The following is a 26378-nucleotide window of genomic DNA, read 5'->3' as shown; positions in this document are numbered from 1 at the left end:
ACGTTATTGCGCTAGGCTCGGTCGCATGACGTCGACCGAGCTCGCCCTCAAGGACTCCCTCCGCCGCGAACGCTCCTTCCACGACACGTGCCGCGCCGCCCTCGCCGGCATGGCCGCCGGAGCCGACCGGCAGGTCGTCACCGGCCAGGACGTCTCCGCCTCCGGTGCCGACGCCGAAGTCCTCGGACACCGGCTGCGCAGCCAGGCCAAGGCCCTGCGCGAACTCCCCGAAGGACCACTGTTCTTCGGGCGGCTGGACTTCGACCACACCGACCCCGAGCACGCCGGGCAGAACTACCATGTCGGCCGGCTGCGGATCACCGAGGACCCGGCCGCCCCGCCCCTGGTCGTCGACTGGCGCGCCCCCGTCTCCCGCGCCTTCTACCAGGCGAGCGCCCGCGACCCGCGGGGAGTGGCGGTCCGGCGCCGCTTCGGCTGGACCCCCGGCAGCCGCGGCGACTCCGCCGACCTCACCGGGCTGGAGGACGAGCACCTCGGCAGGGGCGAGACGGGCAGCGGCGAGATCGTCGCCCGCGAGATCGAGCGGCCCCGGGTCGGGCCCATGCGGGACATCGCCGCGACCATCCAGCCCGAGCAGGACGACCTGGTGCGCGGCGGCCTCACCGAGTCCGTGTGCGTGCAGGGCGCCCCCGGCACCGGAAAGACCGCCGTCGGCCTGCACCGCGCCGCCTACCTCCTCTACACCCACCCGCAGCGCGTCCAGCGCTCCGGACTGCTGATCCTCGGCCCCAACCGCACCTTCCTCTCCTACATCTCCGAGGTGCTGCCCTCCCTCGGCGAGACCGGCGTACGGCAGTCCACCCTCCTCGAAGAGATCGCCCTCCACCCGGTCACCGGCGGCGACACCGAGCGGGCGGCCGTCGTCAAGCACGACGCCCGCATGGCCGAGGTGCTGCGCCGGGCGCTGTACGCGCGCGTGTCGGCCGAGGGCGTCGAGTCGCTCGCCGTGGCGGACGGCTCGTACCGGTGGCGGGTGCCGGCCGACGAACTGGTGGGGATCGTCGAAGGGGTGCGGGCCGAGGAGCCGCCGTACGCCGTCGGACGCGAGCGGGTACGGACCCGGGTGGTGCGCTGCCTCCAGGCGCAGGCCGAGCGGCGCACCGGGCCCCGCCCGCACGCCTGGGTGCGGAAGATCGAGCGGGCGCGGGCGCTGAGCGCGTACGTCGACGCGGTCTGGCCGAAGGTCCGGCCGGAGGAGGTCGTCGCCGGGCTCCTCACCGACCCGGCCGTGCTGGCCCGGGCCGCCGCCGGCCTCCTCGACGCCGACGAGCAGGAGGCGCTGCTGTGGGCCCGGCCGCCGCGCTCGTACAAGTCCGCCCGCTGGTCTGCCGCCGACCTGGTCCTCCTCGACGAGGCCGCCGGGCTCATCGAACACCCCGAGGGATACGGGCACATCGTCGTCGACGAGGCGCAGGACCTCTCCCCGATGGAGTGCCGGGCCATCGCCCGCCGGGCCGCCTTCGGCTCGCTGACCGTGCTCGGCGACCTGGCGCAGGGCACCACGCCGTGGGCGGCCCGGGACTGGGACGTGCAGCTGCGGCACATGGGCAAACCGGACGCGGCCGTGGTGCCGCTGACCACCGGGTTCCGGGTGCCGGCCGCGGTCCTCGAACTCGCCAACCGGCTGCTGTCCCGCCTCGACGTCGCCGTCCCGCCGGCCCGCTCCCTTCGTGCGGAGGGCGAGCTGCGGATCCGGCGGGCCGACGACGTCCTCGGCGCGACCGTGACGGCCGTACGGGACGCGCTCACCCGGGACGGTTCCGTCGGCGTCGTCACGGCCGACGCGGACCTGCCCCGGGTGCGCGGCGCCCTCGCGGCGGCCGGGATCGACACGGCGGGCCCCGACGAACTCGGGGCCCGCGTCACGCTGGTGCCCGCGACCGTCGTCAAGGGCCTGGAGTACGACCACGTCGTCGCCGTGGAACCGGCCGCCGTCGCCGAGGCCGAGGAACGCGGGCTGCACCGGCTGTACGTGGTGCTCACCCGCGCGGTGTCACGGCTGGACGTGGTGCACGCCCGGCCGCTGCCCTTCTGACCCGGCGGCTACCGGGCGGCGCCGTCGAGGAGCGGGACCAACTGCTCCTCCTCGTAGTCGAGGTGGTCCTCCAGCTCCTTGGTCAGCCGTACGACCTCGGCGCGCGCCTCGGCCGGGTCCTCGGCGGCGACCACCCGGCGCAGCTCACCGACGAGCACGGCGATCCGTTCGTGCTCCAGGCGCAGCCGCTCCCGGACCGGGGCGAACTCAGGGTGCCGCTCGGCGAGGAACGGGAACATCATGGTGTCCTCGCCGGTGTGGTGGTTGTGCAGGCCCTGGCAGAACGTGAGGCAGTTGACCCGCAGCTGCGCGCCCAGGGAGCTGCCGCCGCTCGCCATCTCCTTCCGGATCAGGGCGAGTTCGCGCCGGAAGACGTCATGGACCAGCCTGATCGCCTCGCCCGGCGAGCCGGCCTCGATGTGTCCCGGGCCGGACTTGGCGATCCGCTCCAGCGCGACGACCGGGATCACCCGCCCGGCCTTGCGCTGGTACTCCGCCCAGCCCGGGTCGGCCTCCACCGCCCGCGCGAAGGCCCGGTCGCGTTCGTCGCCCGCCAGGACGACGGCGCGCGCCTCGTAAGTGAACACACCGCTCTCCACGGTCACCTGCGGGTGCGCGAGGAGGTTGCGGTACCAGTCGGGGTGCCGGGGGGAGCCGCCCGCCGAGGCGATCACCAGGACACGGTCGCCGCCGTCGGGGAGGTAGCCGACGGGTGTGGTGTGCGGGGTGCCGGTGCGGGCGCCGGTGGTGGTGAGCAGCAGCAGACGGCCGCCCTCGAAGGGGCCGCCGACGCGGCCGTGGTTCGTGCGGAACTCGTCGATGACACGTTGGTTGAAGTCGTGCGGTTCGAAGTCGTTGGGCACTCTCTCTGCTTTCTTCCTCTGCTGTCGGTTTTCACGGACGCAGAGGAAGAGGCGGGCTCCTGGCCCGCCGCGGCCTCACTCAGAGGCCGGGCACCCAACTCGCTCACGGCACAAGGCCGACCCGGCAGTCATGGGCGAGACGCTACCGTCCCCCTCATGACCGACGCCACCGAGTTCCAGGGTCCGGCGACGCTGCTCTTCCTCGACGTCGACGGGACGCTGCTGCCGTTCGGCGCGGACGACCCGTACCCCGTGTACGAGTCGTCCTCCGTGCCCACGGCGGCCGCCGCCGACAACCCCCTGCTGACCCGGATCGACCCGGCCCTCGGCCCCCGGCTCGCGGCGCTGGGCTGCCACCTGGTGTGGGCCACCACCTGGCTGCACGACGCGAACGCCTTCGTGGCCCCCTGGCTCGGCCTGCCCCGGCTGCCCGTGGTGGACTGGCCCGACGAGGACGAACCCCCGGGCCCCCTCCACTGGAAGACCCGGCCGCTGGTCGCCTGGGCGGCCGGCCGCTCCTTCATCTGGCTCGACGACGAACTCACCCGGGCCGACCGTGCCTGGGTCGCCGCCCACCACCCAGGGCGGGCGCTCCTCCACCGCGTCGAGCATCGCCACGGGCTCACCGACGCCGACTTCAGCGTGCTGCGGGAGTGGCTGCGGGTTCCCGGCGCACGGCCGTAGTACGCGCGAACAGCAGGCCGGTGACCGCGCACGCGAGCGCCGCGAGCAGGAACGCCCACGGCGCCCCCGCCGCCGTACCCGCCGCGAGCGGCGCCCCCATCACGGCCACGCCGAGGCTCGCGCCCGCCTGCCGTACCGCGTTGAGCAGGCCGCCCGCCGCGCCGCCCGTGCCCGGCGGAGCGGCGCCCACCACGGCGGTGACCAGGGCGGGCAGGGCGAAGGAGACACCGAGACCGGTGAGCAGCAGGCCCGGGGCGAGCCAGCCGTAGGGGGCGTCTAGGCGGGCGGCGACGGCGAGGGACGCGGTGCCCGCGGTGAGCAGGGCGAGCCCCGCGAGCACCGGCGGGCGCGGGCCGGCCTCGGCGACGAGCCGTCCGGTCAGCGGCGGGTTGACGGCGAAGGGAACGGTCAGCGGCAGGAAGGCCAGCCCCGTGGCCACCGGGCCCAGCCCCCGCTCCTGGAGGTACAGCGGCAGGACGAACAGACCGCCGGTGAGGGCGAGGTTCACCGCCGCGCCCGCCGCGAGCCCCGCCCGCAGGACCGGGGCGCGCAGCAGGGCCGGGCTCAGGACGGGGGAGGAGCTACGGCGTTCCAGCCGGGCGAAGACGGCGGCGGCGAGGCCTGCTCCGGCGAGCGAGACGGCCGTACGCATCCACAGCCGGCCGCCCGCCGCGATGCAGCCGTCGGTGGCCAGGGCCAGGCAGACACAGGCGGCGAGCTGGGCGGGCCAGTCCACCCGCCGGTCGCCGCGCGGGCAGTGCAGGCGGCGGGACGCGGTCAGGGTGAGCGTCAGCGCGCCGAGGGGCACGTTGACGAGGAACACCGCCCGCCAGCCCGCCGCGCCGACCAGCGCCCCACCCACGAGCGGGCCCGCGGCCACGGCCGCGCCGCTGATCGCCGCCCAGACCGCGACCGCGCGGGCGTGCGAGGCCCGGTCCGGGTGGAGCCGGCCGAGCAGCGCCAGCGAGGACGGCACGCAGGCCGCCGCGGCGGCCCCGAGCACCGCCCGGACCGCCACCAGCACGCCCACGTCCGGCGCCGCCGCGCACAGCGCCGACCCGGCCGCGAACAGCACGACCCCGCCCCGGAAGACGCGGTGCGCGCCCAGCCGGTCGGTCAGCGCGCCCGCCGACAGCAGCAGGGCGGCGAAGACGACGGTGTATCCGGTGGTCGCCCACTGAAGTCCCGCCACGGAGGTGTGCAGGGAGGCGGCCAGGTCGGGCTCGGCGACGGAGAGGACGGTGGTGTCGAGCAGCACCATGAAGTAGCCGAGGGAGATGCCGAGGAGAAGGATCATGGCGGAACTGTGCGGCGGGCGGGGGGCGTTGCTCCACCGCCGGATCCGTACACTCCGTTCGGAAGAACCGAACGCCGGAGAAGCGGACGCCGGAGAACCGGACGCCGTGGGGGAGGTGGACGGGCGGCATGGAGCTGCGTCAACTGCGCACGTTCGAGGCGGTGTTGCGGCACGGCACGATCACTGAGGCCGCCGGTGCCCTCGGCCTCGCGCCGTCCTCGGTGTCGGCACAGGTGCGGGCGCTGGAGAAGTCGGTCGGCGTACCGCTGTTCGACCGCACGGCCTCCGGCATGCGGGCGACGGCGGCGGGCGACCGCATGGCGCTGTGGGCGCGGCGGCTGCTGGAGCAGGCGGAACGCGCGGCCCGCGAGGTGCGCGGCGAACCGCCGCTGCTGCGCCTCGGCGCGCTGGAGACGATCGCCGCGACCTGTGTCCCCGCCGTCCTTCGGCGGCTGGCCCGGCGTCACCCCGACGTACGGGTCGAGGTGCGGGTGGCGGCCGGCCGGGACCGGCTCCTCGCCGAGGTCCTGTCCGGCGATCTGACCGCGGCCCTCCTCCTGGACCACGGCACGACCCTCGGCGGCCTGGGCTTCCCGGTTCCTCCCGACCCGCTGGCCACCCTCGACGTCGACACGGTCCCCCTCGACCTGGTGGCCGCCCCGGACCACCCGCTGGCCGGCCGCCCCCTCACCCCCGACGACCTCGCCGGCGAACGCCTCCTCGTCAACGCCGACCAGTGCTCATTCCGCCTCGCCGCCGACCATCTCCTCGGCCCCGGGGTCCCCCGCGTGCAAGCCGGCGGCGTCGCGGTGATGCGGGCCTGGGCGGAACAGGGCCTGGGCATCGCCCTCCTCCCGCACTTCGCGGTGGCCGACTCCCTGACCGCCGGCCGCCTGACCCGCCTCGCCCTTCCCACCCTCGACCTGAGCCTGCGTCTGGTGTGGAGCAAGGGGGCGGAGGGGGTGGGGGAGGTGCGGGAGCTGTTGTACGCGGCGAGCGGGTGAGCGGGTTGTCCGGTCTCGCTGAAGGTGAGGCAGCGTGAGTGCCCGACCTGGGGTGCCTCAGTTTGAGCGAGACGGGACGGGTCGATTGCCTCGCTCAAACTGAGGCAGTCTGGGCTGGCTTGGCGGCGACCAGCAGTGCGGCGAACGCTATGGGGGCGGCGGTCTGGTACCCGATCCAGACTTCACCCCCGGCGCTGTTGCCCTGCCATGCCATCAGGGCGCCGATAAGTGCCGTCAGCACCCAGCCGCTGTCGTAGGCGACCATGAGCCAGGTGTAGGTGCGCATCGATCGGCTGCGCGTATATCCGATCTCGATGCCACCGCCGATCAGCAGGGCCACTCCTGAGACAACCATCAGCCAGGCTGACGTGCCGAGTAACCGGCCGAGTGGGGCAGCGCCGGCGATGTAGACAGCGGCGAGCAACACCTTGAAGGCGCCATCGGCGATGGCTCCCACCTTCTGGCGGGTCACCTGCGGTGCCACAACCTGGGCCATGAGCGATCCTCTCTGAAGCTCTCTCGGCTGGTTCCGTAACGAGATTACGGTAATAATCAAACTATGAGAATGACGAGAGCGGAGGCCAAGGAACGCAACCGCCGTGCCCTGCTGGACGCCGCGTTCCAGGTCGTTTCCCGGGACGGATACCGGGCCAAGCTTGATGAGATCGCCGAACGCGCCGACCTGACCACCGGCGCGATCTACTCTCTGTTCGGGAGCAAGAACGGCCTGGTGGTCGCCCTCGTCGCCGATTACCTGCGGCCGTACTACGAAGAGATCGAGCAGGCGGTTCCAGCTGAACTGGATCTACTCGGAGCTGTCGACGCCTTCGCCCGGCACTACCGGCGTAGCTGTGACGCCCCCGACGCCCGGTCTGCCCTGTCGCTCCAGATCACCTTGCTGGATATGGCCCTGCACGACCCCGACCTGGGGGCCCAGCTCGCGGTGTCCATCCGATCGCAGGAAAACCACCTGATCGAGCTGTTCACCGGAAGATCGCACAACGGGAGCGTTGTGGCGTCGCATCAGGCGCAACGCCTGACCACCGCGCTCAGGGCACTGTTCGTCGGCCTCGGCCAGGGTGTCACCCTCGGCCTCGCCCCTGGTGCCGACGAGCAGTTCTTCGCCGACACCGCCCGCGCGTTGGCATCCGACATGTCCCTCGTCGATCACGGTGCGGATGCTTCGTAGTCGTCAGTCACGATGAGGTATCTGGCTAGCTGTTAGCTAGAGCGGGCGTTCTGCGGCGCAATACGCTGCGCTGACAGGTTGAGGCGGACCGATAGGGGCCATGTGGATGTCGCTGAGCGCGAGTTGACCGATCCCTGGGAGGGCGTGCTGGTCGCTCCCGTCTGCGGTAGTGACATCGGTGTCCTGGTCCTGGCGGGATCAAGCGGGCGTGTCGAACGAGAGAGAGCACGCATCCTTGCCCAGCAGGGCATGACGGCCATGTCGATCCGCTGGTTCGGTGGACCGGGGCAGTCCCCGGGGATCTGCGAGATCCCACTGGAAACCTTCACCGCCGCCGTCGACCTCCTCCGGTTGAACGGGGCACGACGCATCGGCATCGTGGGCACTTCCAAGGGGGCTGAGGCAGCTCTGCTCACGGCAGTGCACGATCCACGCGTGGACGTCGTCATCGCGATGTCGCCCACATCTCGGGTCTGGTGCAACGTCGGACCAGGCCGCGACGGAGCACGACACCCTTATCGATCGTCCTGGACATGGCGAGAGCGGGCGCTGCCCTTCGTCCCGCTGGACGATTCCTGGACTTCTGCAGGGCCGGACGGTGGGCCGGTCGCCATCCGCGGGTGGTACGAACTGAGCGAGCGGACGTTTGCTGATCTGCTCCCTCCAGCGGAGATCCCCGTGGATAACGCGCGGGCCGATCTGCTGCTTGTCGCAGGCGGCGACGATGCGATGTGGCCGTCTCTGCCCTTCGCCGAACAACTGGCGCAACGCCGACGCTCAGTCGGGGCCACGGTGCGTCTGATCGCCCGCCGCGATGCAGGCCACCGCCCACGTTTTCCCGGCGAGGGACCGGCGTCGGCATCCCCACGCTTCCAGTACGGAGGCACGCCCGAAGCTGACGCGCTCTTGGGGACAGCTGCCTGGCCCCACGTCCTCGACGCGCTCCAGAGCAGGGGCTGACCTCTCCCTTGGGCGGCGCCGTGACGTAGACGACCGGGACCCGCCTGGTGTCCGGGTAGCGCTGCCGGGCGCGCGACTCGTGCAGCCTGCCGAGCTGCCGAAGGGCGGTGGTCTTCCCGGTGGTCCGTTCGCCCGAGATGATCAGGCCCCGCCGGGCGCCGTGCTCCCAGCGGTTCAGCAGGGTCAGCAGCCTTCCCTGGTGGGCGACTTCCTTGACCGTGGACGTCCGCACGACTTGCAGTTCGGAGTGGTAGTCGATGCGCCGTTCGTTGTAGGAGTTGCGGATCCGGTCGCCCATCACCTCCCAGCTTCGGGCGGAGGCGAGCCGGAAGGCGGTGGTGTCCGTGTCGACGAAGTGCCGCCAGCCCGCCAGGGCGGAGACGGGACACGGGTTTCCCGCACGTGGACCGGTGGTCACGTGACACGACACACTATTGCAAGCAGGTGCTTGCAATAGTTAGCGCGGATGGGGCAAGGTGGAGTCATGGCATCGCTCAACGTCGGCAATCTCGGTGAGTACCTGCGCGAGCAGCGGCGAAACGCCCAGCTGTCGCTCAGGCAGCTCGCCGATGCCGCCGGGGTGTCCAATCCGTATCTGAGCCAGATCGAGCGCGGGCTGCGCAAGCCGAGCGCGGAGGTGTTGCAGCAGGTCGCCAAGGCGCTGCGGATCTCCGCCGAGACGCTGTACGTGCGGGCCGGGATCCTCGACGCCGAGCGGGACCGGGACGAGGTGGAGACGCGTGCCGTCATCCTCGCCGATCCCACGCTGAACGAGCGGCAGAAGCAGGTGCTTCTACAGATCTACGAGTCCTTTCGGAAAGAGAACGGATTCGGGATCGACACCGCGGGCGAGGAGAGCACGGACGGGGACATCGCGAGCGGCGCCGACGCCGTGCGCGGCACCCGCACGGCCGACGGCAATGACGCCGATGCCGGCACAGATCCGCGGCAGACGGCCAGTTGAACCGGACCAGGGCACTGGCAGCCCTGCCGCGGACCCCAAAACCCTCAGCCGAACGTGAATCCGGGAGGACCATCACCATGGCCATCACCGACGACCTGCGCAAGACCCTCAGCGACCCGACCCCGCTCTACTTCGCCGCCGGTACCGCCGACCTGGCCCTCCAGCAGGCCAAGAAGGTGCCCGCCCTGGTCGAGCAGCTGCGCGCCGAGGCCCCGGCCCGTATCGACGCCGTGCGCAGCACCGACCCCAAGGCTGTGCAGGAGAAGGCCGCCGCACGGGCCAAGGAGGCGCAGGAGAACCTCCAGACCAAGGTCACCGAGTTCTTCGGCACCATCGACGGCGACCTGAAGAAGCTCGGCGAGTCGGCCCAGGACCTCGCCCTGCGCGGTGTCGGCGTCGCCGCCGAGTACGCCGTGAAGGCCCGCGAGACCTACGAGAAGGTCGCCGAGCACGGCGAGCAGGCCGTGCGCGGCTGGCGCGGCGAGGCCGCCGAGGAGATCGAGGAGTTCGCCATCGCGGTCGAGCCGAAGAGCGAGCCGGCCGCCGCGAAGCCCGCCGCGGCGGAGCCCGCCAAGCCGGCCGAGGCCAAGTCCGAGGCCGCCGCGGAGACGAAGCCCGTGGCGAAGAAGGCGCCGGCCCGCAAGACCACCACCGCCAAGAAGACCACGCCGCCCGCCAAGTGACCGACGGCGCATGTACGGGCCGGGCACCCCTGGGGTGCCCGGCCCGTTCTACGGGTACGGTGGCCGCGTAGGGATGGCAGACAACGGGCGGTGGGCAGCATGCTGATGTTGGGCTTCGCGGGGTTCTTGGGACTGCTGAAGATCGTCCTGATGGCCCTCGCCGCGTTCGGGCTCGTCGACGCCGCACTCCGGCGCGAGGACGCCTTCCGCGCGGCCGACAAGCAGAACAAGGTGTTCTGGCTGATCATCCTGGCCATCGCGCTCGTGGTGAGCTACCTGTTCTCGATCCTGTCCATCCTGCCGATCGCCGGCCTGGTCGGGAGCATCGTCTACATCGTCGACGTGCGCCCCGCGCTGCGGCAGGTCTCCGGCGGCAGCGGCTGGGGCCGCCGACGCGGCAGCAGCAGCGACGGCCCGTACGGTCCGTACAACGGCGGCCGCTGAGCCGCCCGCCGGATCCCGGCGCCCGGCCCGGCAGGACCACCGCCAGGCCGCCCCCGCTCGAGCCGACGGCAGCCGATTCCCGCCGGGCTGCGGGCACGCGGGTCGGCAGGGCCACCACTGAAGCCGGACGCTACAGCTCCAGCGGCGAGGGTTACGGCACGCGGGTCGGCAGGGCCACCTCCAGGCCGCCCCCGCTCGATTCGGCGGGAGCCGATCGCCGCCAGGCCGTACGACATCGCCCGCCGAGCCTCCCGCGGGGCTGCGGGCACGCGCGCCGGCAGGGCCACCGCCACGTCGTTCGTCACATTCCCGCCGTTGAGGTCGCGGACCTCGTTGAGCGCGGTCCGCAGCAGGTCCTCGCCGGTCAGGCTCGGCGCGAGTCGGCGGCGCGCGGTCGCCGCCATGCCGTACGGGCCGTACGGCGGCGGCCGCTGAGCCCGCGCAAGGGGGCCCAGCGGCCGGGACGAACAGCTCCAGCGGCGAGCGTTACGGCACGCGGTCCAGCAGGACCACCGCCACGTCGTCCGTCAGTTCCCCGCCGTTGAGGTCGCGGACCTCGCTGACCGCGGTCCGCAGCAGGTCCTCGCCGGACAGGCCGCGGTCGAGCTGGCGGCGGACCATCGCCACCATGCCGTCCTGGCCGAGGCGCTCGCCGCCCTCACCGACGCGGCCCTCGATCAGGCCGTCGGTGTAGAGCATCAGGCTCCACTCGGAGCCCAGCTCCACCTGCATCCGCGGCCAGCGGGCGCCGGGGAGCAGGCCGAGGGCGGGGCCGTTGTTGTCGTAGGGGAGGAGTTCCGCGGGCCGGCCGGGGCGGGCGATCAGCGGGGAGGGGTGGCCGGCCAGGCACAGTCCCGCGCTGCGGCCGTCCGGGGAGATGTCCACCGTGCACAGCGTCGCGAAGATCTCGTCGTCCGCGCGCTCGTGCTCCAGCACCTGCTGAAGCGTGTTCAGCAGCTCGTCCCCGCACAGTCCGGCCAGGGTCAGCGCCCGCCAGGCGATGCGCAGCTCCACGCCGAGCGCCGCCTCGTCCGGGCCGTGGCCGCAGACGTCACCGATCATGGCGTGCACGGTGCCGTCGGGCGTGCGCACGCAGTCGTAGAAGTCGCCGCCGAGCAGGGCGCGTGAGCGGCCGGGCCGGTAGCGGGCGGCGAAGCGCAGCGAGGAGCCCTCCAGGAGAGGGGTGGGCAGCAGGCCCCGCTCCAGGCGGCGGTTCTCCTGGGCCCGCACCCGGCCCTCGGCCAGGCGCCGCTCGGCCGAGTCGGAGCGCTTGCGCTCGACCGCGTAGCGGATGGCGCGGCTGAGCAGCCGGCCGTCCAGTTCGTCCCGGAAGAGGTAGTCCTGGGCGCCCACGCGCACGGCCTCGGCGCCGCGCTCGGCGTCACCGGAGGCGGTGAGCGCGAGCACGGCGTGCCGGGGCGCGAGCTCGAGGACGTGCCTGAGCACGGCGAGCTCGTCGTCGGAGCCGGTGCCGCCGGGGGCGGGCAGCGCGAGGTCCAGCAGGATGCAGTGGACGTCGTCGGTGAGCAGCCGCCCGGCCTCGGTGAGGTTGCGGGCGGTGCGCACACGGATCGGCTTGCCGGCCGGGTCCAGCAGTTCGGGCACGATCGGCGAGCCGCCGGGGTCGTCCTCGATCAGCAGCAGGGTGAGAGTGGTGCCGGCTGCGGTGGTGTGTGCGGCGGCCGTGTCGCGGTTGGCCTCTTCCTTGAGGGGGCCGCCGGCGCTGGGCGCGGCGGTCTGCGCCTGACCACTCTCCGCGGCCGGGATCGCTCTCTGCCGCGGTATGGGTGCGGGCATCGTCCTGGGTTCCTTCCCTCCCCCCGAGGGCGTGGCGGGGCGAGGGACCTCGACCCACCCGACTGGGGACCATAGCGGTACTCGCCGCCGCAACGGAATGGTGTGAGCTGGGCCGCTTGGCAGTCGGCCGCAGTCATATGCCGCGTTCCGTACCGCAGTTGGACAGGGCGGGGGTGGAGCGGGAATGACGAAGGTCACGTCCGGCCGGGGTTTGGGCGGCTGTTGGGGGTGCATTGGGTCACATGACGCACATCACGCCGGTCTTGGGGCATTCCGCGTTTTCCGGTCATCTGTCTCACGCGTCGGGCCGTACCACCCCGAGTATCGGCATCGTCCCCGCTCCCGCGAGCGTCACCGTCCGGCCCGGGCGCGGGGCGTGGATGATGGCGCCGTCGCCCACGTACATCGCCACGTGGCTGGCGTCGTCGAAGTAGATGATCAGGTCGCCGGGACGCATGTCCTTCAGGTCGACGTGCTTGAGCTGTTTCCACTGCTCCTGCGAGGTGCGCGGGACGGGGTGGCCGGCGTCCGCCCAGGCCTGCGAGGTCAGGCCGGAGCAGTCGTACGAGTCCGGGCCCTCCGCGCCCCACACGTACGGCTTTCCGATCTGGTTCGTCGCGAACTCGACCGCCTTCTTGCCCTGCGTGGACGCCTTGCCCTTGATCTCGTCGAGGATGCCGGTGTCCAGCCAGGCGGTCTGCGCCTTGAGAGCGGCCTGCTGCTCCAGCCTGGCGAGCTTCTCCTTCTCCTTCTTCTCCAGCCGGCCTTCGAGCTCCTCGGCGGCCGCGATCCGCTTCTTGATCTTCTTCGTGGCGGCGGCCTTGGCCTTGCGGTTCGCCTCCAGCTTGTCCCACCGGGCGGCGGCGTCCTTCGCGTACTGCTTCAAGTCGGCCTGGGTGCGGGTCAGTTCCGCGATCAGGCCCTTGGTGGCCCGCTGGCCCTGGAGCACCCGCCCGGCCCCGTCGAGGAACTGCTCCGGGTCGTCGCTGAGCATCAGCTGGGCCTCGTCGGGCAGCCCTCCGGTGCGGTACTGGGCGCGGGCGGCGGCTCCCGCGCGGTCCTTCAGCTCGGCCAGCCGCTTCTGGCCCTTGACGATCTTCTTCGCCAGCTCGACGATCTGGGCGGACTGCTTGTCGGCCTTCTCCTCGGCGGCGTTGTACTCGTCGGTGGCGACGGCCGCGTCGTGGTAGAGGTCGTCGAGCTTCTCACGGACCTTCTCAAGATCCTTGTTCGGCGGGAGAGTCGGGGACGCGCTGGGCGAGGCCGTCGGTGTGGGCGTCGGGCTCGCGAACGCCGTGCCCGGCGCGGCCAGCACGGTGACCGCGCAGACCACGGTCACGGCAGCCGTGAGCAGACAGCGCTTGCCCGTCCCCATACCCCTGCCCCCAAACTGATTTACCGTCAGTAACTTACGAACGCCTGGGGATCGTGCCACGCCGCGGCGCAAAACGACAGAGGTCGTGCCCGGTGGGGTGCCTGCCCCCGTTCCCTCCCCGACATGACGATCTCCCCACCACTGTGACGAACGACTCACCGAGATCGTTCCACCGGAGCGGGCAAGGGCCGGCTCAGCCCCGCGGCGCCAACGCCCTCCACGCCACGGTCACTTCCCCCTGCCGCCACCGCGCCGGCGAGTCCGTCACCGGCCAGTCGGCCGCCAGGTCCCGCACCGCGCGGATCCAGCGCTGGCGGGCGCCGTAGGAGGCGTAGGGCGCGGCGGCGGCCCAGGCGCGGTCGAAGTCGCGCAGGTAGGCGTGCACCGGCTCACCCGGCACATTGCGGTGGATGAGCGCCTTCGGCAGCCGCTCGGCCAGGTCGGACGGGCGCTCCAGGGAGCCCAGCCGGGCCGCGAAGGTGACCGTCCGCGGCCCCTCCGGGCCGAGCGCGACCCACACGTGCCGCCGCCCGATCTCGTCGCAGGTGCCCTCCACCAGCAGCCCGCCCCGCGCATGCCCGTCCGCGGGGGCGAGCCGCGCGCACAGCCGCTCCCAGACGGCGGCCACCTCGTCCTCGTCGTACTGCCTGAGGACGTTGGCGGCCCGGATGAGCTGCGGCCGCCCGGAGACGGGGATCTCGAACCCGCCGTGCCGGAAGGCGAGCCCGTCCCGCTCGTAGGGCTTGGCGGCCGCGACCCGGGCGGGCTCGATCTCGACGCCGACGACGCGCGCGCGGGGCGCCGCCGTGCGAAGGCGGCCGAGGAGTTCGACCGCCGTCCAGGGCGCCGCCCCGTAGCCGAGGTCGACGGCCACGGGGTCGGCGGCCCGGCGCAGTGCCGGGCCGTGCGTGGCCGCGATCCAGCGGTCCATACGGCGCAGCCTGTTGGGGTTGGTCGTCCCGCGCGTCACCGTTCCCACGATGCGGGTCCCCCCGCTCGAGCCAAGCCGAGAGTGGGGGAGGGTCGTCGCGCGGGTCGTCATATCTATGAGGGTATGCGGGCCGACTCAGTGCGACCGGTGTGCCGCCTTGCGGCGCAGGGCGAGGACGATGCCGCCGCCGGCCACGACGAGTGCGGCCGCGCTGCCCGCGATCACCGTGGTGCCGTTGCCCGCCCCGGTCTCGGCGAGGTGGGTGCCGCCGCCCGCGGGCGACGGGGCGCTGCTCGCCGCCGGTGCGGAGGCGGCGCTGCTGCTCCGTGCGGGTGTCGGGGTCGGGGTCGGGGTCGCGGAGGAGCCGGAGGAGGGCTTCGACGACGCCGAGGGCTGGGCCGGCGCCGAGGCGGGGGCGGAAGCGGAGGCGGGGGCGGAAGCGGAGGCGGGGGCGGAAGCGGAGGCGGGGGCGGAAGCGGAGGCGGAGGCCTCGCACGTCACGTCCGGCACGACCACCATCGGCTTGATGTCCTCGTCTACCTGGTCGCCCGCCTTGACGTGCACCCGGAACGTTTCTCCGGGGTACCAGTCCAGGGGGGTGAGGTCGACGCTCACGCCCTCCGCGGTCGGGTGCGCGATGGTCTTGGTGTCGACCCACCGCTCCCCTCCAGGCATGCTCAGCTGTATGTAGAGGCTGATGGTGGCCGGGGTGCCGGACGCGTCCTTGTCGGTGACGCGGATGACGCCCTTGTCCTTGGCGTCGCAGACGGGTTCCGCGGAGAAGTCCCCGATGGTGCAGGCGAGCGCGGTGTGGGCGGCGGCGAGGGAGAGCGCGGCCGCGGCGGCCGAGGTGCCCATGACGCGGGCCGCCCTGGTGGCGTGACGGGAGAGGGGCACGCTTGTCCTTACGGTTGATGAGCCGAGGCCCGTCACGTGTACAAGCCTTGTGACACCGCTGTCAAAGGTTGTGTCGGCGCAGGTCAAAAGCCGTTGAAGGGGTGGTTGGCGGCTGCTTTCCGGCTGGTCAAGCGACGGTCATGAGCATGGCGCCTGGGGCTTCGCCCGAGCCGCTCCGCGAGCCGGTTTCGGCCACGCACCAGACGCTCGAACGGTTGAGCGATGAACGGTCATGATTGAGTAAATATGCTCGATCGGGAAATGGCGGGCAGCCCGCGGCTGTTGCATCCCTTCGGAGGGCGTGGACGGTCCTCCGACCGGCATGCCCGCAGCAAGGAGGAACGCCACGTGAGCCAGTACGTCAGCAGGCTCGGGCGTCGCTCTCCGGCGGCTCCCTCGCGGCTCAGGCTGCACCGCAGGCCCCGCCGCGTCGCCATGCTCTCCGTGCACACCTCACCGCTCCACCAGCCCGGCACCGGCGACGCCGGCGGCATGAACGTCTACATCGTGGAACTGGCCCAGCGCCTCGCCGCGATCAACATCGAGGTCGAGATCTTCACGCGGGCGACCGCGGGCGGCCTCCCGCCCAGCGTCGAGCTGGCCCCGGGCGTCCTCGTCCGGCACGTCGACGCCGGCCCCTACGAGGGCCTCGCCAAGGAGGACCTCCCGGCCCAGCTGTGTGCCTTCACCCACGGGGTGATGCAGGCCTGGGCCGGTCACCGCCCCGGCCACTACGACCTCGTGCACTCCCACTACTGGCTCTCCGGCCACGTCGGCTGGCTCGCCGCCCAGCGCTGGGGCGTCCCCCTGGTGCACGCCATGCACACCATGGCCAAGGTCAAGAACGCCAACCTGGCCGACGGCGACACCCCCGAACCGGCCGCCCGGGTCATCGGCGAGACCCAGATCGTGGCCGCCGCCGACCGGCTGATCGCCAACACCGCCGAGGAGGCCGACGAACTCGTCCGGCACTACGCGGCCGATCCCGCCAAGGTCGCCGTCGTCCATCCCGGCGTGAACCTCGACCGCTTCCGCCCGGCCGACGGCCGCGCCGCCGCCCGCGCCCGCCTGGACCTTCCGCAGGACGCGCTGATCCCCGTCTTCGCGGGCCGCATCCAGCCCCTCAAGGCCCCCGACATCCTCCTGCGCGCCGTCGCCGTCCTCCTCGACGAGCGGCCCGAGCTGCGCTCCCGCGTCGTCGTGCCCATAGTGGGCGGCCCCAGCGGCAGCGGCCTCGCCAAGCCCGAGGGCCTCCAGAAGCTCGCCGCGCGGCTCGGCATCGCCGACGTCGTACGGTTCCGCCCGCCCGTCGGCCAGGAGCAGCTCGCCGACTGGTTCCGGGCCGCGTCCGTGCTGGTCATGCCGTCCTACAGCGAGTCCTTCGGCCTGGTCGCCGTAGAGGCGCAGGCGACCGGCACGCCCGTGCTGGCCGCGGCGGTCGGAGGTCTTCCGGTGGCCGTGCGGGACGGGGAGACCGGATTCCTCGTACGGGGCCACAAGCCGGCCGACTACGCGCGCGTGCTCGGCCGTTTCGCCGACGCCCCTGAGCTCGCGGCCCGCATGGGGTCGGCCGCCGCCGGGCACGCGCGGTCCTTCGGCTGGGACGTCTCGGCCGCCGCCACCGCCGACGTGTACACGGCCGCGGCCCAGGCGCATCGCCGTCGCGTACGCTCCCACCATGGGTGAGGTCGCGGAACAGAAGCGGGCGGCGCAGGTCATCGAGGACGTCCTCAAGGACGCCGAGCTGGAATGGGAGAGCCCCGAGCCCGGCAACTACGTCGCGAAGCTCCCCGGCACCCGCAAGCTGTCGACGACCGTCTCCCTCCTCGTCGGCCGCCACTCCCTCTCCCTGAACGCCTTCGTCATCCGCCACCCCGACGAGAACGAGGCCGCCGTCCACCGCTGGCTCCTGGAGCGCAACCTCAAGCTGTACGGCGTGGGTTACGCCGTCGACCGGCTCGGCGACGTCTACGTCACCGCCCGCCTCCCCCTCGCCACCGTCACTGCCGACGAGATCGACCGGCTGCTCGGCCAGGTCCTCGAGGCCGCCGACGGCAGCTTCAACACACTCCTCGAACTCGGCTTCGCCTCCGCGATCCGCAAGGAGTACGCGTGGCGGGTGTCCCGGGGAGAGTCGACGCGAAACCTCGACGCGTTCAGCCATCTGACTCAGCGTCCGGCTGACCGTCCGGCTGACTGACTCAGTACCGCCTCTTCCCCCGTACGGGGGCCCCGTGGCATGCTCACCGCCGACGCGAATCTGAACGTCGTTCACATCCATGAATGAGCCGCATGGAAGGACGTACGGACATGATCAACCCGCACCTCACCAGACGGTCCCTGCTCGGCAGCGCCACCACCGTGGCACTCACCGCCGCGACCGGCACGACCGCGGCCTCCGCCACCCCCGCGGTCTCCGCCACCCCCTCGGCCTCCGCCGCTCTCGCCGGACAAGTCCCCACCCTCTGGCGGGAGTTCACCCGCAGCCCCTACACCCACCCCCAGATCCCCTACGTCGGCCGGGCCGGCTACCGAGGCGGTGCGACCCGCTTCCCCCGCCACCGAGTCGTGGCCGACGTCACCGACTTCGGCGCCGTACCGGACGGCACCACCGACTGCGCCCCCGCGATCAACCGTGCCATCGCCGCTGCCGGACGGGCCGGCGGTGGCACGGTCACCATCCCGCCCGGCACCTTCCGCATCGACGGCCTGATCCGCATCGGCCACGACGACGTCGTACTGCGCGGCGCCGGCAGCTCCCGCACCACCCTGTACGCCACCAAGAGCCTCACGGAACTGATCGGCGTCTACGGCTCCCGTTACGGCGGCACCAAGTCGGCCTGGTCATGGGCGGGCGGCCTCATCTGGCTCGCCCCCACGGCACGCTGGGACTCCCTGGTCGCCGCCATCAAGGCACAGGCATGGCCCTTCGAGGGCTGGACCGGGAACAAGCGGGACGAGTGGGCGACCCTCACGGCCGTCGAGCCCGCCCGGCAGGGCGACTGGACCGTCACGGTCGCCGACCCCGCACGCCTGCGCCCCGGCCGCCTGGTCCTGCTCCGCGTCGCCGACGACACCGCACACACCCTGCTCCAGCACATCTCGGGCGGCGGCCCCGGCCCGGCGGCCTACTACTGGGACGACAAGACGAAGCTGCTCTCGTACGTCCCCTACGAGTGGCCCGTCCGCATCGCGCACGTCCGCGGCCGCCGGGTCACCCTGGAACGCCCGCTCCCGCTGGACCTGCGACCCGAGTGGAACCCGCAGCTCACCACGCATGTGGGGGAGTTGACGGGCGCGGGCGTCGAGGGCCTGACGCTGGAGGTGATGGAGACCCCGCAGTCCACGCACCTCCTCGACAAGGGCTACAACGGGGTCGTCCTCCAGTGCGCGTACGACTGCTGGGCGGACGACGTCACCGTCCGCAACGTCGACAACGGCTTCGGACTGGTCGCCGCGTCCTCCTGCACCCTGCGCCGCACCCGGGTCGGCGGCCGGGGCGAACACCACCCCTACTTCTGCCGCGAGGGCTCGCACGACAACCTCATCGAGGACTTCACGATCGAGGAGCGCACGGCCCCCGCGCCCTCGGACACCCAGCTGCACGGCATCAACGTGGAGGGCCTGTCGTCGTACAACGTCTGGTCGCGCGGCGACATGCGGATGGGCACCTTCGACAGCCACCGCGGCCTGCCCTTCGCCAACGTCCGCACCGACATCACCGTCGACAACAACGGCCGCCACGGCGGCGACGCCAACGCGGGACCGTTGTTCGGCGCCCGCTTCACCCACTGGAACATCCGGGACACCAACCACCGCGCCGGCCTGGTCAAGATCGACGGCCTGGCTCCCTACAGCGCCACCGTCGGCGTCGACCAGTGCACCGAGTTCGACCAGATCGACGTGCCCGACTTCACGGGTGACCTGCACTCCCGACTGGAGCTGTACCCCACGACGGACACGGTCCGCCCGCGCAATCTGTACGAGGCTCAGCGCGACCTGCGCCGGTAGCGCCCCGGCGTCACGCCCACCAGCTTCCTGAAGTGCCGGGTGAGATGCGCCTGGTCGTAGAACCCGGCCACCGCCGCCACCTCGCCAGGCGGCAGCCCGTCCAGCAGCAGCCGACGGGACCGCTCGACCCGGCGGGACATCAGGTACTGGTGCGGCGCGATGCCGTACGCCCCGCTGAACGCCCGCACCAGATGCGCGGGATGGGCGTGCAGCACTCCCGCCGCCTCCTCCAGCGACACCCCTTCGACGACCCGGGCGTCGAGCAGCTCCCGCAACTCACGGGCGAGTCCCGGATCCCGCAGGGCCCGCGGCACCTCACCCCCGCGCCGCAGATGGTCGTGCAGCCGCTCCCCGACGAGCGTCAGCCTGCTCTCCGCCTCCAGCTCGTCGCCGGGCCGGGCGAGAGCGGAGTGCAACTGCCCGACGCGCAGCCGCAGTACCGGATCCCTGAGATCGGGCCCGTCCACGGCGGCCCCGATCAGCTCCTCGCCCAGCCGGCTGCTGTCCAGGTACACCACCCGCTTGCGGAAGCCGTCCGCGGTGGCCGGGGAGCCGTTGTGCGGCACGTGCGGCGGGAGCAGGGTGACCGTGTCGTGCGGGGTGCCGTGCTCGTGCCGCTCCAGGTCGTACCGCACGGCACCGTCGTCCACGATGAGCAACGTCCAGGCGTCGTGGACGTGCATCGGGTAGGCGTACTCGGTGAAGCGGGCGTGGAAGACCTCGGTGACGCCCGGGACGCGGGGGCGCCACGCGCTGACTTCCTGCCGGGCGGCCATGCAAAGAACGTACAAGACGCCCCCGTAAGGCGGTCGGCAGTCTCATTCCATGAGCACGGAACCCATGAGCACGGAACCCATGAGCACCGAACCCATCAACACCGAACCCATCCGCTTCGACACCAAGATCGCTGTACTGCTGCGCGAGGACCTGGAATCCTGGCAGCGCCTCAACGTCACCTCCTTCCTGGTCAGCGGCCTCGGTACGACGGTCCCCGAGGTGATCGGGGAGCCGTACGAGGACGCCGACGGGGTGCCGTACCTGCCGATGTTCCGGCAGCCGGTGCTGGTCTTCGAGGCCACGAAGGAGACGCTGACGGCGGCGCACGGACGGGCGCTGTCCCGCGCCCTGCCGCGAGCCGTGTTCACCTCGGACCTCTTCGCCACCGGCAACGACCGCGACAACCGGGCGGCGGTCCGGGCCGTGGGCACGGGCGATCTGGACCTGGTGGGGCTGGCGGTGTACGGGCCGAGGAACGCGGTGGACAAGGTGGTGAAGGGGGCCCGGCTGCACCCGTGATGACGCCTGAGGCCGGGTGGCGTCAGGCGGTGGAGACCTCGCGCCCGGTGTCCGCCGGGACCTGGGGCGCGGGCCGCCGCTCCTCCGGCAGCCGCCGCATGAGCAGCCCGTACCCCAGCGCCGCGGCCGTACCGACGACCGCGCACATCCCCCACAGCCACTCCGCCCCGAGGTGGTCGATCACCGCGCCGGACATCAGCGGGGCGACCAGCGCGGCGACCGACCAGGACAGGGTGTACATGCCCTGGTAGCGGCCACGCCCGTGGACGGGTGACAGACGCACGACGAGCCCCGTCTGCACCGGGGCGTTGACGATCTCGGCGAGCGTCCAGACGCAGACCGTGAGGGTGAAGACACCGACCGACCCGGCGAAGGCGGTGAGCCCGAAGCCGTACCCGGCGAGGAGGGAGGACAGGACGAGGAGCCTGCGCGGGTCCCGGTGCTCGATGAACCGCGTGACGGGGATCTGGAGCGCGACGATCAGCACGCCGTTGACGGCGATCGCCATTCCGTAGTCCGCGGGCGAGAACCCGGCCGCGCCCATCGCCACCGGCAGGCCGACCGAGCCCTGCTGGAAGACCAGCGCGACGAGGAAGGACAACCCCACGACGGCCATGTACCGCCTGTCGCGCAGCACCGTCCCGAGGCCCACGTCGGCCCTGCTCTCCTTGGCGGTGGGCGCGGGCCGCGACTCGGGCAGCCGGGCGAAGACGACGATCGCGCACGCCAGGGTCATCCCCGCCTCGATGAGGAAGCCCGCCCGGTAGCTGACCTCGGCGACGAAGCCGGCGGCCATGGAGGAGACGGCGAAGCCGAGGTTGATCGCCCAGTAGTTGAGCGAGAAGGCCCGGACGCGGTCCTCCGGCCGGACGATGTCGGCCATCATCGCCTGCACGGCGGGCCGCGACGCGTTCGACGCCATGCCGACGAGGAAGGCGACGGCGGCGATGGCGACGGGACCGCTCACGAACCCCAGCAGCGCCACGGACCCGGCCGTGGACACCTGGGCGACGAGCATCGTCGGCCGCCGCCCGAACCGGTCGGCCATCACCCCCGCGCCGATCGAGGAGACCACCCCGCCGAGCCCGTGCAGGGAGGCGACCAGGCCGGCGTACGACGCCGAGTACCCGCGGTCGATGGTCAGGTACAACGCCATGAAGGTGGCCACGAACGCCCCGAGCCGGTTGACCAGGGTGCTGGTCCACAGCCACCAGAACTCGCGGGGGAGACCGGAGACGGTCTCGCGGGCGGCGCGTCTGAGACTGGCGGCGGTCATGGGCTCGGGTCCCCCGGTTTGTAAGTGGCTCATGCGGAGATCACAACTTACGGGTAGGGCGGAGGAGCGAGCCACTCAATTACGTGGGCGCGGCGGACCGTCCACCCTCCGGGCGACTCGAGCGAGGGTCCGAATGCGTCGATTACGCTCTGGGGCATGGCCGACGCACCGTACAAGCTGATCCTCCTCCGCCACGGCGAGAGCGAGTGGAACGCGAAGAACCTGTTCACCGGCTGGGTGGACGTCAACCTCAACGAGAAGGGCGAGAAGGAGGCGGTCCGCGGCGGTGAGCTGCTCAAGGACGCCGGCCTGCTCCCCGACGTGGTCCACACGTCCCTCCAGAAGCGCGCGATCCGCACCGCGCAGCTGGCCCTCGAGTCCGCCGACCGCCACTGGATCCCCGTCCACCGCTCCTGGCGCCTGAACGAGCGCCACTACGGCGCCCTCCAGGGCAAGGACAAGGCCCAGACGCTGGCCGAGTTCGGCGAGGAGCAGTTCATGCTCTGGCGCCGCTCCTACGACACCCCGCCGCCGCCGCTCGAGGACGGTACGGAGTTCTCCCAGTCGGACGACCCGCGCTACGCGACGATCCCGCCGGAGCTCCGCCCGCGCACGGAGTGCCTGAAGGACGTCGTCATCCGCATGCTCCCCTACTGGTACGACGGCATCGTCCCCGACCTCCTGACTGGCCGCACGGTCCTGATCGCCGCCCACGGCAACAGCCTCCGCGCCCTGGTCAAGCATCTCGACGGCATCTCCGACGCCGACATCGCGGGCCTCAACATCCCCACCGGCATCCCCCTCTACTACGAGCTGGACGCCGACTTCAAGCCCCTCACCCCCGGCGGCCGCTACCTCGACCCGGAGGCCGCCGCGGCAGCCATCGAGGCGGTCAAGAACCAGGGCAAGAAGAAGTAAGCCCGCACGCGCAAGCCCCTCACCAGCTGTTTCTCTGCGGGTGAGGGGCTTTTTGGTGGCCTGGGGCCGCCTGCGGGCCGTCAGGTGCTGGATCGGACGACCGGGCCGTCAGACGCGTCGGCGCCAGCGGCGGACGCGGATGTCGAGGGCGATCACCAGGGCCGTCGGGACGGCGGCCTTGGCGGGGACGTGGGCCCAGAGGGCGAGCGCGCCGCCAGCCGTGCCGATGAGCGTGATCGGCAAGTCGCGGGGACAGATGTCGACGCTGACACCTGCGCGTGGGACCATAAATATCCTCCTGAGGGTGATGTGAGTGGATAAACCAACGGAGACAGGGCCGTTCCCGTGCCAGGGGAACGGCCCTGAATTTCTTGTGCAGCCTATTCAGCAGGGCGGTCTTCGGGCAAATCTCCAGGTGAAGGCAGGTGTGGTTTGAATGAGTGACACATATAACTGAGTCTGCAGGCGCCTTTCGTGTGTTCGGGACGCCGCTGAACGTCGAGTCGATCTTGGTTGGGAGTGCGTGCATGCATGCTCAACGTGCGTGCATGCACGCACGGTGGGCCGTTGGGTAACCCTCTTTCTAATCGTGTTCGCTAACGGAGCTCGCTAACGGAGCTCGCTAACGGAGCTCGCTAACGGAGCTCGCTAACGGAGCTCGCTAACGGAGTTCGCTAACGGAGCTCGCTAACGGAGCTCGCTAACGGAGCTCGCTAACGGAGCTCGCTAATGGTGCTTGCTAACGGAGCTCGCTAACCGTGTTGGTTAAGAGTCCTCGCTAATTACACTTCATTGATCCTCCGGTAATCCCTGCCTGGCTTTCGCTCTTTCTGTCTTGGGTAAAGATTCGAGCGACAGCGCTGCGGGTGCGCTCCTGGCTGGACGGCATGAGGTGTGCGTACACGCGGAGTGTCAGGCCAGGGTCCGAGTGGCCGAGGTACTCGGCGAGGGCCTTGATGTTCTCCCCGGCGTCCAGGAGCACCGAGGCGTAGAAGTGGCGGAGGGCGTGCATGCCGTTCTCGCGGGACTCGGCGTACGACCCGCCCGGCTTCCGCTCGGGGATCACGCCTGCCGAGGCGAGGGCCCGCTTCCACACCTCCTCGTTGAGCGACGTACGCCAGACGTGCCCGCCCCGCGGCCCGGTGAAGATCAGCCGCTTGGTCACCGGAGGCCCGTCGGCCACCTTCCACGGCAAGGTGATCTCGACCGGCGGGAACCGCTTCATGTGGGCCCGCAGTGCATCGGCGACCGGCGCGGGAAGCGGTACGTCCCGCAGCTTCCCGCCTTTGGGCGGAGCGAAAACCGCCTTGCTCCGACTCAGCTTGAGCTGCTGGACCACGTGAAGTGTGTCCGAACCGAAGTCGATGGCGTCGACGGCGACGCCGAGGATCTCGCCTTGGCGGAGCCCGCAGCCGCCGCCCAGGTCGACCATGGCTTGGAAGCGCTCGGGCATGCCGGCCCGGACGGCGAAGAGCCGTTCCGTTGTCCAGGGGGCGATCCGCTTCGTGTCGACCGTAGGCGGCCGGACCGAGCGGGCTGCGCACGGGTTGCGCGGAAGGTGTCCGTCGTCCACCGCCGCACTCAGCGCGGCACGAACGTTGGAGTAGATCGTCCGGGCGTACGAGCCCCGGACGCCGTTCTCCTGGAGCTTCCGCACCCAGTCGCGGATATGGGCGGGCTGGAAGGAACCGAGCGGACGCGATCCCAGATACGGGAAGGCGTGCAGGCGGAGTTGCGACTCCATCGAGGCCTGTGTGTTGGGGTCCGCTCCCTGCGTCTCCACCCAGGTTTCCGCGTACTGCTGGAAGGTGATCCGTGCCGCGCGCGGGTCGATGTACTGCCCCCGCGCCATGTCCGCCTCGATGTGGGCGAGCCACTGTTCGGCGAGTCGTTTTTGCCGGTCGGGGAAGCTCTTGGACTTCTCCGTGCCGTCCGGACCGACGTACCGGGCCCGGTAGCGCATGCCGGTGCCGCAGCGCTCGGTCTTGACCTTGCGGACCTTGCCGTCCTGTCCCGCCTCGGTTCTGTACCAGCGGTCTTGGATGTGTCCGGCCATCAGGCAGCCGCCCCCTCACGCTGCGAGTCCACCCAGGCCCGAACGTCGGCCGGGTCGAAGCGCAGGTGCCGACCGACACGGAAGCCGCGGGGCCCGGTGCGCTTGCGGCGCCACTGGTAGACCGTTTCGACGCTGGGCAGCTCGAACATCTCCACCAGGTCCTCGGGGGTGAGGTACCGCGCGGGCAGGGTGCGCGGTTCGGTGGCCACGTCGGCCAGGGCGAGGCGGCTGCTAGCCACGGGTGGGTTCTCCTTCGGTGCCGGGGGCTGGTTCGAGGGATGCGGACAGCCAGGCTTCGACGTCGGAGAGGCCGGTGCCGGCGAAGACCCAGTGCGCGAGGACGTACGTCGTCCCGGGCGCGTTTTCGGGGGTGGTGGTCGCTGCCGCCTGCGCTCGGCGCCATTCGGCGCGGGCGTCGCGGAGGGCGCCGAGGGTGGTGGAGTAGCGGCGGGATTTGGTGGAGAAGTGGCCGCGGAAGCCGAGCATGTGGGTCCAGGCGCGCAGGCGGAGGTGTTCGAGGCTCTTGCGGGCGCCGAGGGTCCAGGCGGTTCGGATGAGTCGTCGGGCGTGGTCGCTGATGTCGAGCTGGGCGAGTTCGGCGGCGAACTTCAGCGGCCGGTCGAGGGCTCCCGTGGCGGTCTCGGCGCCCTTGGTGGCGTACTTCGCGATGTACGCCGCTACGGCCCTTTCGGTCAGCTCCTGGCCGTCGTTGAAGTCGGCGGATCGGATGGTGCGGACGTCGAGTTGGCGGCCGAAGGCGAAGGTGTGCGTGCGGCCGTCGAGGGTCGGGCCGTCGACCTGGACCTTGGCGGTGGCCGCTTGGATGGCGCCGGTGAGGAGTTCTGCGGTGGCCCAGGGCGGGGGCGGGGTGTCGCCGCCGTTCGGGCCGTCGAGGCGGATGACCGCGTGGAAGTGGACGGCGCCGCGCTTCTGGTATTCGGCGACCTTGGCAAAAGAGACGCGGGCATGGTCGGGTAGGCGGCGCTGCGAGAGGCCAGCGCGCTTGGCGACCTCCCGGCGGAGGTAGATCGAGAAGCGCCGCCAGAGGGCACCCGCGTGGGCGTTCCAGAGAACGGCCGCTTCGTAGTCGTAGGTGTCCGGGTCGAGCGGAGTGCCGAGGGCGTCGTCGTCCTGGTCGTGGTGGGTGCCGCAGCGGCAGGCGCGGCCGTCGGTGCGGCGGTTGTGGACGGGACCGAAGCCGGGTGCGGTGAAGGTGGCGAAGACGCGGGGGTGGGTGGCGACGTGTTCCGGGGTGCCCTTGCCGCCCCGGAGTCCGGTGGTGATCAGGTGGAAGGTGTCGCGGCGGTAGAGCTCGGCGCAGGCGGCGCAGCGGGTGGTGCGGCGGTTGTTGCAGCGGACGAGGAGTTGGCCGGCGGGCAGGTTGGTGGAGTCGAGGTGCTGGAGGATGCGGCCGATCTCGCCGGTTGTGGTGTCGACGTCGTACTCGGTGCGGTGGCCGTCGAGGCGGATGGGGTTGGTGCAGCCGCCGAGGCCGGAGAGTTGGCGGAGGATACCGGGCAGGGTGCCGCCTGCGGCGAGGTTGGTGAGTTCGCGGAGCGGGGGCGGTGTGGTGCGGGTGAAGATGGCTGGCTCCTTCTGGCTGGCTCGGTCAGGAGTGACGGGCCCCGGGGCGGCCGGATGCTTGGCGGTGTCGTGGCCGCCCCAGGGGTCGGGGTG

26 protein-coding genes and 1 pseudogene are annotated in these 26378 nt (G+C 71.8%); 13 read left to right on the top strand and 14 right to left on the bottom strand.

Annotated elements, in window-relative coordinates; translation table 11 throughout:
• Positions 1 to 25 precede the first annotated feature (25 nt).
• Positions 26 to 2056 carry a HelD family protein gene (locus ACWGJM_RS02205; RefSeq protein WP_453409748.1) on the top strand — a complete coding sequence of 677 codons (2031 nt, stop codon included), beginning with the start codon at positions 26 to 28 and terminating at the stop codon, positions 2054 to 2056.
• Positions 2057 to 2064: 8 nt separating this feature from the next.
• Here ACWGJM_RS02205 and ACWGJM_RS02200 read toward each other — a convergent pair whose 3' ends face one another.
• The gene (locus ACWGJM_RS02200; protein ID WP_453409747.1) at positions 2065 to 2919 is read right to left on the bottom strand and encodes a nitroreductase/quinone reductase family protein; all 855 of its coding nucleotides are present in this window, start codon (positions 2917 to 2919) and stop codon (positions 2065 to 2067) included.
• 156 nt (positions 2920 to 3075) lie between these two features.
• Here ACWGJM_RS02200 and ACWGJM_RS02195 point away from each other — a divergent pair, with 156 nt between their 5' ends.
• Positions 3076 to 3603 carry an HAD domain-containing protein gene (locus tag ACWGJM_RS02195; protein WP_453409746.1) on the top strand — a complete coding sequence of 176 codons (528 nt, stop codon included), beginning with the start codon at positions 3076 to 3078 and terminating at the stop codon, positions 3601 to 3603.
• Here the strand turns inward: ACWGJM_RS02195 and ACWGJM_RS02190 are convergent.
• Positions 3557 to 4900, bottom strand: a complete 1344-nt coding sequence (locus ACWGJM_RS02190) for an MFS transporter (RefSeq protein ID WP_453409745.1) — start codon at positions 4898 to 4900, stop codon at positions 3557 to 3559. The two genes, ACWGJM_RS02195 and ACWGJM_RS02190, sit on opposite strands and share 47 nt — an antisense overlap.
• 128 nt (positions 4901 to 5028) lie before the next feature.
• On the opposite strand from ACWGJM_RS02190, the gene ACWGJM_RS02185 reads away from it, so the two are divergent.
• The gene (locus ACWGJM_RS02185; RefSeq protein ID WP_453409744.1) at positions 5029 to 5904 is read left to right on the top strand and encodes a LysR family transcriptional regulator; all 876 of its coding nucleotides are present in this window, start codon (positions 5029 to 5031) and stop codon (positions 5902 to 5904) included.
• A 94-nt stretch (positions 5905 to 5998) separates the two neighbouring features.
• On the opposite strand, the gene ACWGJM_RS02180 is transcribed toward ACWGJM_RS02185, so the two are convergent.
• Positions 5999 to 6400, bottom strand: a complete 402-nt coding sequence (locus tag ACWGJM_RS02180) for a hypothetical protein (RefSeq protein WP_453409743.1) — start codon at positions 6398 to 6400, stop codon at positions 5999 to 6001.
• A 69-nt stretch (positions 6401 to 6469) separates the two neighbouring features.
• On the opposite strand from ACWGJM_RS02180, the gene ACWGJM_RS02175 reads away from it, so the two are divergent.
• Complete coding sequence (locus ACWGJM_RS02175) at positions 6470 to 7093, top strand: TetR/AcrR family transcriptional regulator (RefSeq protein ID WP_453409742.1); 624 nt, start codon at positions 6470 to 6472, stop codon at positions 7091 to 7093.
• Between the two features lie 102 nt (positions 7094 to 7195).
• Positions 7196 to 8053: an acyl-CoA thioester hydrolase/BAAT C-terminal domain-containing protein gene (locus ACWGJM_RS02170; protein WP_453409741.1), complete on the top strand. Its 858-nt coding sequence runs from the start codon at positions 7196 to 7198 to the stop codon at positions 8051 to 8053.
• Between the two features lie 13 nt (positions 8054 to 8066).
• Here ACWGJM_RS02170 and ACWGJM_RS02165 read toward each other — a convergent pair.
• Positions 8067 to 8351 (bottom strand): annotated as a pseudogene (locus tag ACWGJM_RS02165) (TniB family NTP-binding protein); the annotation flags it as partial.
• Positions 8352 to 8537: 186 nt separating this feature from the next.
• Between ACWGJM_RS02165 and ACWGJM_RS02160 the strand changes: the two are divergent.
• From ACWGJM_RS02160 to ACWGJM_RS02150, 3 genes are all read left to right on the top strand, one after another.
• Entirely contained in the window at positions 8538 to 9017 is a 480-nt protein-coding gene (locus tag ACWGJM_RS02160; protein WP_453409740.1) for a helix-turn-helix domain-containing protein, read from the top strand.
• A 77-nt stretch (positions 9018 to 9094) separates the two neighbouring features.
• Complete coding sequence (locus tag ACWGJM_RS02155) at positions 9095 to 9700, top strand: hypothetical protein (protein WP_453409739.1); 606 nt, start codon at positions 9095 to 9097, stop codon at positions 9698 to 9700.
• A 99-nt stretch (positions 9701 to 9799) separates the two neighbouring features.
• Positions 9800 to 10144: a DUF2516 family protein gene (locus tag ACWGJM_RS02150; RefSeq protein ID WP_453409738.1), complete on the top strand. Its 345-nt coding sequence runs from the start codon at positions 9800 to 9802 to the stop codon at positions 10142 to 10144.
• 486 nt (positions 10145 to 10630) lie between these two features.
• On the opposite strand, the gene ACWGJM_RS02145 is transcribed toward ACWGJM_RS02150, so the two are convergent.
• The 4 genes from ACWGJM_RS02145 to ACWGJM_RS02130 form a co-directional block, all read right to left on the bottom strand.
• Positions 10631 to 11941 (bottom strand): PP2C family protein-serine/threonine phosphatase, encoded by a 1311-nt coding sequence (locus ACWGJM_RS02145; protein ID WP_453409737.1) that lies wholly within the window; start codon positions 11939 to 11941, stop codon positions 10631 to 10633.
• Between the two features lie 295 nt (positions 11942 to 12236).
• Positions 12237 to 13316 (bottom strand): NlpC/P60 family protein, encoded by a 1080-nt coding sequence (locus tag ACWGJM_RS02140; protein ID WP_453409736.1) that lies wholly within the window; start codon positions 13314 to 13316, stop codon positions 12237 to 12239.
• Between the two features lie 193 nt (positions 13317 to 13509).
• A complete protein-coding gene (locus tag ACWGJM_RS02135) occupies positions 13510 to 14295 on the bottom strand; it encodes a class I SAM-dependent methyltransferase (RefSeq protein ID WP_453409735.1) in 786 nt (261 codons plus the stop codon).
• Positions 14296 to 14382: 87 nt separating this feature from the next.
• Complete coding sequence (locus tag ACWGJM_RS02130) at positions 14383 to 15144, bottom strand: LAETG motif-containing sortase-dependent surface protein (protein ID WP_453409734.1); 762 nt, start codon at positions 15142 to 15144, stop codon at positions 14383 to 14385.
• Positions 15145 to 15492: 348 nt separating this feature from the next.
• Here ACWGJM_RS02130 and mshA point away from each other — a divergent pair, with 348 nt between their 5' ends.
• The 3 genes from mshA (at position 15493) to ACWGJM_RS02115 (ending at position 19155) form a co-directional block, all read left to right on the top strand.
• Positions 15493 to 16830: a D-inositol-3-phosphate glycosyltransferase gene (mshA, locus tag ACWGJM_RS02125; RefSeq protein ID WP_453409733.1), complete on the top strand. Its 1338-nt coding sequence runs from the start codon at positions 15493 to 15495 to the stop codon at positions 16828 to 16830.
• Entirely contained in the window at positions 16823 to 17344 is a 522-nt protein-coding gene (locus ACWGJM_RS02120) for a YbjN domain-containing protein (RefSeq protein WP_453409732.1), read from the top strand. The genes mshA and ACWGJM_RS02120 overlap by 8 nt, the downstream gene beginning before the upstream one ends.
• Before the next feature lie 92 nt (positions 17345 to 17436).
• Entirely contained in the window at positions 17437 to 19155 is a 1719-nt protein-coding gene (locus ACWGJM_RS02115; RefSeq protein ID WP_453409731.1) for a glycosyl hydrolase family 28-related protein, read from the top strand.
• Here the strand turns inward: ACWGJM_RS02115 and ACWGJM_RS02110 are convergent.
• Positions 19134 to 19931, bottom strand: coding sequence for an AraC family transcriptional regulator (locus ACWGJM_RS02110; RefSeq protein WP_453409730.1), 798 nt, complete (start codon positions 19929 to 19931; stop codon positions 19134 to 19136). The genes ACWGJM_RS02115 and ACWGJM_RS02110 overlap by 22 nt on opposite strands.
• Before the next feature lie 49 nt (positions 19932 to 19980).
• On the opposite strand from ACWGJM_RS02110, the gene ACWGJM_RS02105 reads away from it, so the two are divergent.
• Complete coding sequence (locus ACWGJM_RS02105; protein WP_453409729.1) at positions 19981 to 20451, top strand: DUF2000 family protein; 471 nt, start codon at positions 19981 to 19983, stop codon at positions 20449 to 20451.
• Positions 20452 to 20473: 22 nt separating this feature from the next.
• Here ACWGJM_RS02105 and ACWGJM_RS02100 read toward each other — a convergent pair whose 3' ends face one another.
• Positions 20474 to 21727 carry an MDR family MFS transporter gene (locus tag ACWGJM_RS02100; protein ID WP_453409728.1) on the bottom strand — a complete coding sequence of 418 codons (1254 nt, stop codon included), beginning with the start codon at positions 21725 to 21727 and terminating at the stop codon, positions 20474 to 20476.
• A 156-nt stretch (positions 21728 to 21883) separates the two neighbouring features.
• Here ACWGJM_RS02100 and ACWGJM_RS02095 point away from each other — a divergent pair, with 156 nt between their 5' ends.
• Positions 21884 to 22645: a phosphoglyceromutase gene (locus ACWGJM_RS02095; protein ID WP_453409727.1), complete on the top strand. Its 762-nt coding sequence runs from the start codon at positions 21884 to 21886 to the stop codon at positions 22643 to 22645.
• A gap of 108 nt (positions 22646 to 22753) precedes the next feature.
• On the opposite strand, the gene ACWGJM_RS02090 is transcribed toward ACWGJM_RS02095, so the two are convergent.
• From ACWGJM_RS02090 to ACWGJM_RS02075, 4 genes are all read right to left on the bottom strand, one after another.
• Positions 22754 to 22933 (bottom strand): hypothetical protein, encoded by a 180-nt coding sequence (locus ACWGJM_RS02090; protein ID WP_453409726.1) that lies wholly within the window; start codon positions 22931 to 22933, stop codon positions 22754 to 22756.
• A gap of 490 nt (positions 22934 to 23423) precedes the next feature.
• On the bottom strand, positions 23424 to 24701 hold the full coding sequence (locus ACWGJM_RS02085) for a tyrosine-type recombinase/integrase (RefSeq protein ID WP_453409725.1): 1278 nt from the start codon (positions 24699 to 24701) through the stop codon (positions 23424 to 23426).
• The gene (locus ACWGJM_RS02080) at positions 24701 to 24940 is read right to left on the bottom strand and encodes a helix-turn-helix transcriptional regulator (RefSeq protein WP_453409724.1); all 240 of its coding nucleotides are present in this window, start codon (positions 24938 to 24940) and stop codon (positions 24701 to 24703) included. Before ACWGJM_RS02080 ends, ACWGJM_RS02085 begins: the two co-directional genes overlap by 1 nt.
• Positions 24933 to 26222 (bottom strand): replication initiator, encoded by a 1290-nt coding sequence (locus ACWGJM_RS02075; RefSeq protein WP_453409839.1) that lies wholly within the window; start codon positions 26220 to 26222, stop codon positions 24933 to 24935. Before ACWGJM_RS02075 ends, ACWGJM_RS02080 begins: the two co-directional genes overlap by 8 nt.
• Positions 26223 to 26378 lie beyond the last annotated feature (156 nt).

This window comes from Streptomyces sp. NPDC054834, assembly GCF_053611185.1.
Note: the sequence above shows the minus strand (reverse complement) of the source record. Positions and strands in the feature narration are given on the sequence as shown.